Raw genomic sequence first — 10204 nt, 5'->3', positions numbered from 1 at the left:
TGATCTCGTGAACCCAGCGCGTCCCGGAAGGCACCCGATCGACCTGGGTCGCCAACGCCGGCTCGATGAAGCCGGGGGTAGGGCCCTTGGTGCCGATCGCGGCCGGCTTCTTACGCTGAAACGCCACTCGGATGACTCCACGCGACGAAGGCCGATTCAAAGTGGCGCAACTTGATTCGTTCCGGCCCAGAGTGGTCCAGGTGTTTTGCCGCTGTTCCGACTCCGGAACTTGGAAACCTTTTTTGGTATTGCCGAGTTTTCCTGATGCCGGTTGGACCTACCTCAGAGAGATGCCATGCAGGAGTATCGCATTTTCGTTCTAGGTCGGGACGGACGCATTATGGACCGATACGAATTCTTGGCTCCTGACGATAACGCGGCGAAAGAGCACGCCGAGCAGATGGTGGATGGCCACGACATCGAGCTATGGGAGCGAGGGCGAAAGATAGCGGAACTGAGGAGCAAGGAGTGCCGGGCGCGATGACGATGGAAGATATGCTTCAACTTGCCTTGGTGGTTGTCTTTGCCGCGGTTTTGATGGCGACTAGCCAAGCTTTCACGCAATATCGATCGTCAAGACATGCCGACGTGCCTGCTCTCGCAGTGATCTTGCGTGCGGAGAGACCGACGTTCCCTCCTATTTGAGCATGTCTTGGTATCAAGGGAAAATGTCAGCTCTAATTCCTGCGGCGTCTGATCAGCCAGTAGACGCCGTAGCCAATGGCAAGGATCGGAAGACCTGCACCAGCGATTGGCCCGGGGGCTCCGCTGACGTTTTTGTTCTGACCGGGCGCGTTCTCGCAATTTCCCCTGTCATTGCAGGCTTGCGCAGGCAGGGTGATCGTCGTCAGAGTGAGGGCCAAAATCGCGGCGGCTATGCCAAAACCGCCCTTCATCGCCTTCTCCTTTATTACTGACCGACATTTAATGTGAAATTAAATTATATATTAAAAATATAAAGGTTCAATGTGTTTATTACCGAACTTTCCCGGTCATATCAGGTTACTTCCTTTTCAGGAGGGCGGCTGGTATGCGCGCTTCAACACGCAGTGCCAAAGAGCTTTGCGAGCTACTCGCGTCAGATACCGATGTGCTCGCACAAAAGATGTCGGATTTGCTTTCGCTTCGAAAATTCGTTGCCGACGCTGAAATCGTCGCCGCTTCGCATGGCAGCATACCGAGCGCGCCGCTGATGGACCTTGGCGGCCCCGCTGCTGGCGGAAGGAGTTGGCGTTTGCCGGATCGAACTGTTCAATAAATCTCGCAATGCAATCAAATTGTCCAGCGTCATAACAATGCGAGCACGCACGACGCTTTCATGTTCAATCCGATCCGAATCGAATAGCGGACCTGCCTTTGGGCGAACGTGTGTAAATGTGAGTGTCATGAGCGTCCCAGGCCCCGACGCCAGATTGATTTTTCCTATGCAAAGCACTTCTGGAATATTGCCTGGGTCTACCGTGAGCGGTTTCTCAGCCCATAGATGGTCTCCCACGAAGTTTTCCGATGTTACGAGATTTATCACCCCGCTTGCGGAATCTTCGCCCATCCCAGAAGTACGCTCTTGCGACTGCTTCGTTCCTCAATGCGCGGTGAAGCACGTCGGTGGCCATGTCACCGGCCAGCCACATCAGCGAATGATGAATTGATGCTAGTCAAGCAAACAGCTTGGCGCCTTCCGGAGTGATCTTCACGTAGGTGCCGCTTTCGTGCATCCAGAGCCAGCCGCGCTCGATCGCGAGCGCTCGTCCAGCCCCGTACTCGACCGGCGAGCCACCGTCTTGGAAGATGAACGGATAGTTGATTTTCTCGACGTGAATGCGCCCATCTTGCACCGGCACGACTTCGTGCGCGAGCTCCATGATGCGGCGGGCGGCCTTCTCCGGATCGGCGTAGGGTCGGTCCTCGATGTATTTCATGCTGCGAGTTTATCTTCTTTGTCTGGGCCGCGCATTACGATCTTCAGGGCGTCGTCAGGGAGTGGCCGCTGAAGGGCCTTGGCCTCATCCCACGGCGCGCGCAGCCAGACGTCGCGCTCCTCGTCCGTCGTCAGGTCATGGATCGGCTCCACGACGGCGTTTGGCTCGGTGGTCAGGAAACCATATACGAGGTGAGGGCCGGGGACCGGCTTCGACTTGGTGCCGCGGTCGCCCTTGAACTCGGTCCAGATTCCGGCAAAGGACGTAAGCGGCCGGTCCTCGTTCAGGGCAAACCACACGACGTCCTTTTTGTTGGTCACCGGGTTCGGTTCAGGCGCGTACTCGGCGAAGCTGTTGGAGGGGACGGCAGCCAAGCGGTTCCGTTCCAGCCCAGTAGGTTTATTTCCGACGATCCGACTCGGACTTGTTCGCTGCCTTCAATCGGCCTCGGATATATTCAGCCAAGTCGCCGACCTCATCACGCATGGCCTTTTCCGTGATCCCCTCGCTCTTGGCCATTTCGACGCAGCACCGCGTTAACTCGGCCACGTCTTGCGAGGCGCCGGGCGTCCCGTACTGCTCAGCGGCGTGAACGCTATTCTCGATCCAGAACTCGATAAATTCGCGAGCTGTCGGCAACTCTCATCCTCTTAGTGACAAACTCAATAGTAGCATGCCATGGCAAATTCTCTCGCATTTCCCCTTGTATTCCCAGGGGAGCTATATAGCTTCAGGAAGTTCGATTAGCCGTTGTGCCTTGTTGAATGGTCTAGGCGGCCCTTTTCAAAAGACATCGTCGGATTGAATTCGGAGCTCGTGTGTGTTCACGCGAGATGCGGCGCTTTGGAGAGTTATCATGGCGACGGGTACGGTTAAGTGATTCAATGACCAGAAGGGGTTCGGATTCATCCACCCCAACGATGGCGGTAAGGACGTGTTCGTTCATATCAGCGCGGTCGAGCGAGCGAGCCTTGGTGGACTCGCCGAGCGCCAGCGGGTGAACTACGAGGTCAGGACCGACCGGAAGAGCGGTAAAGACAGCGCAGACAATCTGTCCCTCGCATAAAAGTTTTCCGTCATTCCACGGATGTACTGGAATGACGCGGCCCGCTCGATCTCGGGATTGAGCGGGCTGTTGCACGCGAAGGGCAATCCGTTCCTTCAATCTGGGATCATCGGCCGCGTCGTCGCCACGGTTCACCTCAATTTGGCCTACCGGTGGTTCTGCCGGCTCGACCTGGACGGTGCGGTGCCGGATCACTCGACGTTCTCAAAGAACAGACATGGTCCTTTCCGAGAAAGCGGTCTCTTCCGTCGCGTGTTCGAGAGCGTCTTGCAACGTTGTATCGAGGAGCGGCTGGTCGGAGGTGAAGGATTTTCCGTCGACGCGAGCCTGATCAAGGCCGACGCCAATCGGCAAAAGGGGATTCATCTGGTCGATTCTTTTTTCCGACGGCGCTTCCCGCCCTTTTCGGCGCTGGGACCTTGAATCTCGGGAAGAGGTCGGCGTTCGAAAGGCCGACAAATTTCAGCACCGCAGATGGGAACTACCCGTCGCCTCGGCGCACTTGAGACACGTGCTTCAACGGCAGGCCCTACGTGAAGCGACCGCAGCGGACGACAGCAGGCCTGCCGTGGACGATTGAACGCGCGCGTCTCGGCATCGTCACCTGTCGTCACTCTGCCGGTTGCGGCGCGTGGGAAGCATCGAGCGCGTCCGCGCGAACGGAGCGGCGCGCTTGGCAGAACCAAGGATAGAGAGCAGGGAGCACCAGCAACGTGAGCAAGGTCGCGCTGATCAGGCCGCCGATGACGACAGTCGCGAGGGGGCGCTGCACTTCGGCGCCGGAGCTGGTCGAGACCGCCATGGGCAAGAAACCAAGGCTGGCTACGGTCGCCGTCATCAGCACGGGGCGCAGCCTCGTCATGGCCGCCTGCCAGGCAGCCGAAGCGGCAGCGAGACCCTCCTTACGCCGCTCCTCCATGTAGCTCACCATCACAACACCGTTCAGGATGGCGATGCCGAACAGGGCGATGAAGCCGATCGCGGCCGAAATGCTGAACGGCATGCCGCGCAGCGCGAGGGCGAAGATCCCGCCCACGGCCGCAAACGGCACGTTGAAGAAGATCAGCGTCGCGAGCCTCGCGCTGCCGAACATCAGATAGAGCAACAGGAAGATGACGGCGAGCGCCAGCGGGACGACGCTCGACAGCCGCGCCATGCCCTCCTGAAGATCCTGGAAACTCCCACCCCAGGAGATCGTATAGCCCGGCGGCAGGCGGACCTGGGCGGAAACCGCCTGCTGCGCATCGGCCACGAAGCTCGCAAGGGGCCGTGCGCGCACGTTGGCCTGCACCGTGATGACGCGCTTGCCGTCCTCGCGCTCGATCTGCGCGGGGCCGGGCTCCCAGCGGATGTCGGCTAGATCGCCGAGAGGCGCTGAAACGCCGGCGCCGTTCATCACGCGCAGCGTCCGGATATGGTCGATGCTGCCACGGTCCTGCGGAGCCAGGCGGACGCGGATATTGTACCGCTCTTCCCCATCCTTCATGGTGCCGACGGTGCGTCCGCCCAGAGCTTCGACGAGATCGAGCACCTGGGTCGCATTGAATCCTCGCCGCGCGATCGCGTCGCGATTGACGATGACGCGGAGATACGGCTGGCCAACCGTTTGTTTTGCCTGCACGTCGGCGGCACCGGGAACGGTCGAGACCACGCGCGCCACGCGGTCGGCGAGGTCGTGGAGTGTTGCCGTGTCGGTGCCGTGGACGACGATGGCAAGGTCCGCCATCACACCCTGCAAGAGGTCGTCCATACGCATCTCGATCGGTTGCGCCCAGCTTTGGCTAATACCAGGGACGCTCTGATCTAGAGCCTGCTTGTAAGCTTCAATCAGCCCAGCCTCGGTTTGCGCGGTGCGCCATTGTGATTTCGGCTTCAGCGTAATGAAGGTGTCGCTTTGCTCGATCCCCATCGGGTCGGTCGGTATCTCCGAGCTGCCGCCGAGTGTGGTGACAGTCTCGACTTCGGGGAATTTCTTGAGCGTCTTCTCCACCATGGTCTGGGTAGCGATCGCGGATTCGAGCGAGATGCCGGGCAGCTTGGTGGTGGTGACGGTGAGGGCGCCTTCCTCCAAGCGCGGCAGGAACTCCGCGCCGAGACGAGAGCCGATCATGAGGGCGCCGCCCAGCATCAAGGTCGCCACGAGAATGGTGATTCCGGGATGGCGCATCGTCCTCGTGAGCACGGGCGCGTAACCGCTCCGGGCAACGCCGATGATCCGGCTGTCGCGCTCGGCGACCGGCTTGCGCAGGAAGAACGAAGCGAGCACCGGCATCAGCGTGAGTGTTAGTACGAGCGACGCGACCAGCGCGAACATCACGGTCAGCGCCATCGGGCGGAACATTTTGCCCTCGACTCCCTGCAGGCTGAGGATCGGCAGATAGATCAGCGAGATGATTGCGACCGCAAAGGCGACCGGGCGCGCCACATCATGCGCGGCCTCGCGCACCACCTGCTCGACCGGGAGAGATGACGCCTCCGCACGACGGCGCACGATGTTCTCGATCATCACCACCGCGCCGTCGACCAGGAGGCCGAAATCGATCGCGCCGAGGCTCATCAGGTTGCCGGAGAGGCCGGCGAAATACATGGCCGTGACGGCGGCCAGCATCGACAGCGGGATGGCCAGCGCCACGATGACGGCGGCGCGGAAATTGCCCAGCAACAACAACAGAACAATAATGACCAGGAAGGCGCCTTCGGCCAGGTTGTGAGCCACCGTCTGCAGAACGCTGTCGATCAGATCGGCGCGGTTGTAGTAGGGAACGACGCTGACGCCAGGCGGCAGCGTCTTGTTGATCTCTTGCACGGCGGTTGCCAGACGCTGGGCGACCACGCGCGTGTTCTCGCCCAGCGTCATCAATGCGACGCCGACCACCGCCTGGCCGTCGCCTTGGCTCGTCACCGCCCCGAGCCGCGGCATCGGCGCCTCGACCACCTCGGCAACGTCCTTGACGTAAAGCGGCGTCCCGCCAGCTGCGGTGCGCAGCACGATGTTGCCGATGTCGCCGAGCGATTCTAGCAGCCCTTCGCCGCGGACGACGGCCTGCTCGCCGTTGCGCGCGATCGTCGCGCCACCAATGGCACGATTGTTCTGAGCCACTGCGTTGTACATCTCCTCGATGGATAGACCAAAGCGCATCAACTCGGGTTCGGAAACTCGGACCTCGTAGGTCTTGAGTTCGCCGCCGTTGACGTTGACCTCGGTGATGCCGGGGACCAGCTTGAGCTGTGGCGCAACCTGCCAATCCAGGATCGACCGCAACTGCATGAGCGAGTAGTTCTTGCCCTCAACCCTGAATTGGTAGATCTCGGAGAGGCCGTCGGAGAGCGGGCCGAGCCTGGGCGCTCCTGCTTCTGCAGGGAGCGCTGTCTGACTCAGCCGCTGCGCAACAAGCGTGCGGTCGGTCAAAATGTCGCCGCCATCGGCGAACTTCACATAGATGACAGACAGTCCATAGCGCGAGATCGAGCGGTAGCTCGTCATACCGGGCAGGCCCTGCAGCGCCAGCTCGATCGGCGTGGTGATCGAGCGCTCCACGTCCGGCGGAGCCAAACCCGGTGCTTGGGTGGTGACCAGCACCTGCAGCGGCGAGATGTCAGGGTCGGCGTCAAACGGCAGGCGTTGCATGCTCAAAAGACCGGCGGCGACAAGCCCGGCAATGAGGACGAGGACGAGCATACGGTTGCCGAGGGCGGCATCGACGATCCTGTTGATCATGGCGATGTCTGCCTTAGCCCTGGTCCGGAATAGTGGACTGCATCAGAGCCGCCTTGAGCCAATAGCTGCCCTCGCCGACGACCGGCGTGTCCGCCGCAAGGCCGCTCGTGATCTGGGTCTTTCCGTTTGCTACCTGGCCGGTACGAACCGCACGCCAGGCGAACTGGCGGTCTCCCGCCGGAATGAACACGACGCTCTGCCCGTTGACTTCCTGCAGGCTTTCGCTCGGCACCATCACAGCGTCGCCGCCCTGCGGCGAAAGGATGGTAACGGTCGCGAACATGTTGACGCGCAACGCCTCGTCCGGATTTGGCACCTCGCAGCGTACTTTAGCCATTCCGGTCGCCGGCTCGATCGCGTCGGGGATGTAGGTGACACGGCCGGTAAACACTCGCCCGGGGAAAGCCTTCACTCTCACTTCCACGGCATCCCCGACCTTGATCGTGCCGAGATCCCTTTCCGCCACGTCGGCCTGAATCCAAACGGTCAAGAGGTCGGATACGGTCAGGATCGAGGTTGCCGGATCGACGATTTCCCCTTTCGCAACGGAGGCTGAATCAACCACGCCGGCGAATGGCGCGACAATGGCGCCCCGCGTGTCGAGCGTTGGCTGATCGCCGTCGGGGGCTGCCCCCGCGGTGCCGGCGCGCATCGGCAAGAACCGGGCCTCCTCTTCCCGGTACTGCTGCAACTCGGCTTGCTTGGTGCGGAGATCGGCTTCCATGGTGGCCACGGTGGCGCGCCGAGTCTCAACCTCGGCCTGCGTGACGAGGTCGCTGCGAATAAGGTTTGCCGCGCGGTCGTAAGCAGCATTTGCCGCTTTGAGTTGCGCCTTTGCCTGATTGAGTGCCGCCTCGGCGCCAAGAACCCTGCTATGGGCGGCACTGAGGTCGAAATTGTCGAGGACGGCCAACCGCTGACCTGCAACGACCCGATCGCCGGCGTTTACGTCGAGCGCCTCGATCCGGCCGCGCGCCATGGGCCTTATGCGGGCAAGGTGGAGCTGATCATATCCGACGCTACCCGTCGCCGACACGGCACGCACCAGCGGACCGGACTTCGCCTTTTCGATCTGCAATTGCACGTTCGCGAGCTTCCGCTCCGAGAGAGTAATTGTTGCTGGCAGTTCCGGATCGGCGACAACTGCCGCGGGGGCGCTCACGGACGCCGCGATCGAGGCGAAGGGCAGCAAGCGGCCCGCCGCGAATCCCGTAGCTAAGGCGATAGCGACCGTCGCGACGCTGAGGAGCAACCGGGGCTTCGCAAGCGTCGATGCCCCACGAAAAGGCACTGAGCCATGGTTGGACCCCGACCCATTGATCGCGAATACGTGAGCTGTGCGTGATAGGCTCGTATGGTTCATGTTCACTGTCCGACAAAAATCGTTGGCCGGGATCGTTAGCGGGCTTTTCTGACGCGGGCCTGAAGCCTACTCTCGGTCGCGTTCAGGCTGGCTTCAGCTTTCTGCTGCAATTGGCCTTCATGACCACGAGTGGGCCTATGCGAGTGTTGCTGGTTGAAGACGAGCCGCATCTCGGATCCGCTGTGCAGGAGCATGTTCGCGCGGCCGGACACGCCGTCGACTGGTTCGAGCGGTTGGAGCTGGCGGAGCACGCGGTGCGCACAGTGTCTTACGATGCGCTGCTGCTTGATCTGCACCTGCCCGATGGGCGCGGACTGGATTTCCTGCGCAAACTTCGCCGCCGCGGTGACGCGCTGCCGGTCGTGATCCTGACCGCGCGCGATCTCGTCAGTGACCGGATCGAGGGGCTGAAAGCGGGAGCTGACGATTACATCGTCAAGCCCTTCGACCTCGACGAAGTGAATGCACGTCTGGAGGCCGTCAGCCGCCGGTATTTCGGCAACTCAGTGCCGGTCGTTCAGGTGGGGCCGGTGGAGCTGGAGTGGGAATCGAAAATCGCGCGGCTGGACGGGCGATCCGTCGAACTGAGTGCGCGGGAGTGGGCCGTGATCGAAGTGCTGGGTCGGCGGCGGCAGTCCACGGTGTCGAAGGAGCAGATCGAGGATGCGCTGTACGCATTCGGCGAAGAGATCGAGAGCAACACCATCGAGGTTTATGTCAGCCGCGTTCGCCGCAAGCTCGGGCGCGATTTCATTCGCACGATACGCGGTCTCGGCTACCGCTTGGGAGACTAGGACGTGGCAGGCAGGAGTCTGGTGTCGCGGCTGATCTGGGTCTTGAGCTCGTCAATGGCGGGGCTGTGGCTGCTGGGCAGTGTTGCTGCTGGCACGCTGACGATATTCGAGGTCCACGAGCGGCTCGATGATGCGATCGAGGAGGTCGCGCAGCGGCTGGTGCCCGCCACCTACGATGCCACCCAGCAACCGCAGGCCATGCAGCAGATGGCCAAGCGCCTCGTCGCAACGATGGATCCAAGAGCCCTGGCCTATCAGATCGTCGGTCCGGCGGGCGAGATCGTCATGCGCTCCGAGAACGCGCCCGCGGTGCCGTTTCCGGTGCCGCGCCAGGCGGGATTTCACGACATCCCGCAATACCGGGTCTATTCTCAACCAGCGGCTGTCGATGGCTACTTCATCCAGGTTGCCGAGCCTGCCATGCACCGCTCCGAATCGCTGCGGCGCGCCGTCGCACTTACGGTCGGACCGCTGTTGCTGTTCCTGCCGCTGTCCTGGTTCTTGATCCGCTGGGCTGTGTTCCAGAGCATGCGCTCGCTGGAGCGGTTGCGGAGCGAGATTGGCCGCCGCGACGGCTCCAATCTGTCGCAGATTCCCGATATGGGCCTGCCGACGGAGCTCGCGTCGATGCTGGCGGCGGTGAACCGGCTCTTGGAGCGGCTGGAGCGTGCGCTGGCTACAGAGCGGCAGTTTGCAGCAAACAGCGCACATGAATTGCGAACGCCAATCGCGGCCGTGCTGGCCCAGATGCAATTATTGTCGGCCCAGCTCGCCGGCACGCAGCACGCAGAGCGCGCGGCGCGTATCGTCAGCCAGATAAAAGGGCTCAGCGGCCTTGCCGAGAAACTGCTGCAACTGTCACGGGCCGGGGCAGGCGTCGGCATGCTGCGAGAACGCATTGATATGCTGACAGTCGTGCAGGTCTTGGTCGATGAGTTTCGCCGTCGCGAGGACGTGGGCGCGAGGTTGGTCGTCACCGCCGAATGTCCAGACGAATTTATCGTGCAAGGGGAAATCGACGTCCTCGGCATAACGCTCCGAAACCTGATCGAGAATGCCGTCCGCTATGGCGCCCCCGAAGAGCCGATCGAGATCGTCATCGGCCGCGACCGGCAGATTCGCCTGCTTAATGGCGGTGCCGTCATTCCGGCTGAGACACTCGAGACTTTGAAAAAGCCTTTTGTCCGTGGCTCCTCGGTCGGTGCCGGCGGCGGTCTCGGGCTCGCCATCGTCGACAGTGTTATGAAACAGATTGGCGGCAGCTTGACGCTCATTTCTCCCGTGATGGGTCGTAGCGCCGGCTTCGAGGCACGGTTGGTCTTCCCTGAAACGATCTGAAGTCTA

General features: G+C 61.5%; 8 protein-coding genes and 4 pseudogenes. 4 read left to right on the top strand and 8 right to left on the bottom strand.

The genetic code is table 11. From position 1 onward, the window contains the following. The 6 genes and pseudogenes from AC5ZG1_RS39550 to AC5ZG1_RS39525 all read right to left on the bottom strand — a co-directional run. A pseudogene (locus AC5ZG1_RS39550) lies at positions 1 to 127 on the bottom strand (non-homologous end-joining DNA ligase); the annotation flags it as partial. A gap of 550 nt (positions 128 to 677) precedes the next feature. Further along, positions 678 to 896: a hypothetical protein gene (locus AC5ZG1_RS39545; protein ID WP_496136150.1), complete on the bottom strand. Its 219-nt coding sequence runs from the start codon at positions 894 to 896 to the stop codon at positions 678 to 680. A 182-nt stretch (positions 897 to 1078) separates the two neighbouring features. Beyond that, on the bottom strand, positions 1079 to 1549 hold the full coding sequence (locus AC5ZG1_RS39540) for a hypothetical protein (protein WP_456646190.1): 471 nt from the start codon (positions 1547 to 1549) through the stop codon (positions 1079 to 1081). Positions 1550 to 1655: 106 nt separating this feature from the next. Continuing rightward, positions 1656 to 1919 carry a hypothetical protein gene (locus AC5ZG1_RS39535; RefSeq protein ID WP_496136149.1) on the bottom strand — a complete coding sequence of 88 codons (264 nt, stop codon included), beginning with the start codon at positions 1917 to 1919 and terminating at the stop codon, positions 1656 to 1658. Beyond that, positions 1916 to 2284, bottom strand: a pseudogene (locus AC5ZG1_RS39530) (SOS response-associated peptidase family protein); the annotation flags it as partial. The pseudogene AC5ZG1_RS39530 and the gene AC5ZG1_RS39535, both read right to left, overlap by 4 nt. A 34-nt stretch (positions 2285 to 2318) precedes the next feature. Continuing rightward, on the bottom strand, positions 2319 to 2558 hold the full coding sequence (locus AC5ZG1_RS39525; protein WP_130231052.1) for a hypothetical protein: 240 nt from the start codon (positions 2556 to 2558) through the stop codon (positions 2319 to 2321). Between the two features lie 217 nt (positions 2559 to 2775). Between AC5ZG1_RS39525 and AC5ZG1_RS39520 the strand changes: the two are divergent. Then, positions 2776 to 2985: pseudogene (locus AC5ZG1_RS39520) on the top strand (cold-shock protein). 114 nt (positions 2986 to 3099) lie between these two features. Continuing rightward, positions 3100 to 3342: pseudogene (locus AC5ZG1_RS39515) on the top strand (transposase); the annotation flags it as partial. A gap of 253 nt (positions 3343 to 3595) precedes the next feature. Here the strand turns inward: AC5ZG1_RS39515 and AC5ZG1_RS39510 are convergent. Both AC5ZG1_RS39510 and AC5ZG1_RS39505 read right to left on the bottom strand, forming a co-directional pair. Continuing rightward, positions 3596 to 6703, bottom strand: coding sequence for an efflux RND transporter permease subunit (locus AC5ZG1_RS39510; RefSeq protein WP_130228593.1), 3108 nt, complete (start codon positions 6701 to 6703; stop codon positions 3596 to 3598). Between the two features lie 13 nt (positions 6704 to 6716). After that, entirely contained in the window at positions 6717 to 8066 is a 1350-nt protein-coding gene (locus tag AC5ZG1_RS39505; RefSeq protein WP_130228594.1) for an efflux RND transporter periplasmic adaptor subunit, read from the bottom strand. 137 nt (positions 8067 to 8203) lie between these two features. Here AC5ZG1_RS39505 and AC5ZG1_RS39500 point away from each other — a divergent pair, with 137 nt between their 5' ends. Both AC5ZG1_RS39500 and AC5ZG1_RS39495 read left to right on the top strand, forming a co-directional pair. Beyond that, entirely contained in the window at positions 8204 to 8860 is a 657-nt protein-coding gene (locus AC5ZG1_RS39500) for a response regulator (RefSeq protein WP_130228595.1), read from the top strand. Positions 8861 to 8881: 21 nt separating this feature from the next. Continuing rightward, complete coding sequence (locus tag AC5ZG1_RS39495; RefSeq protein ID WP_496136148.1) at positions 8882 to 10198, top strand: ATP-binding protein; 1317 nt, start codon at positions 8882 to 8884, stop codon at positions 10196 to 10198. The last annotated feature ends 6 nt before the right edge of the window (positions 10199 to 10204 follow it).

Source organism: Bradyrhizobium sp. Leo78 (assembly GCF_059512425.1).
Note: the sequence above shows the minus strand (reverse complement) of the source record. Positions and strands in the feature narration are given on the sequence as shown.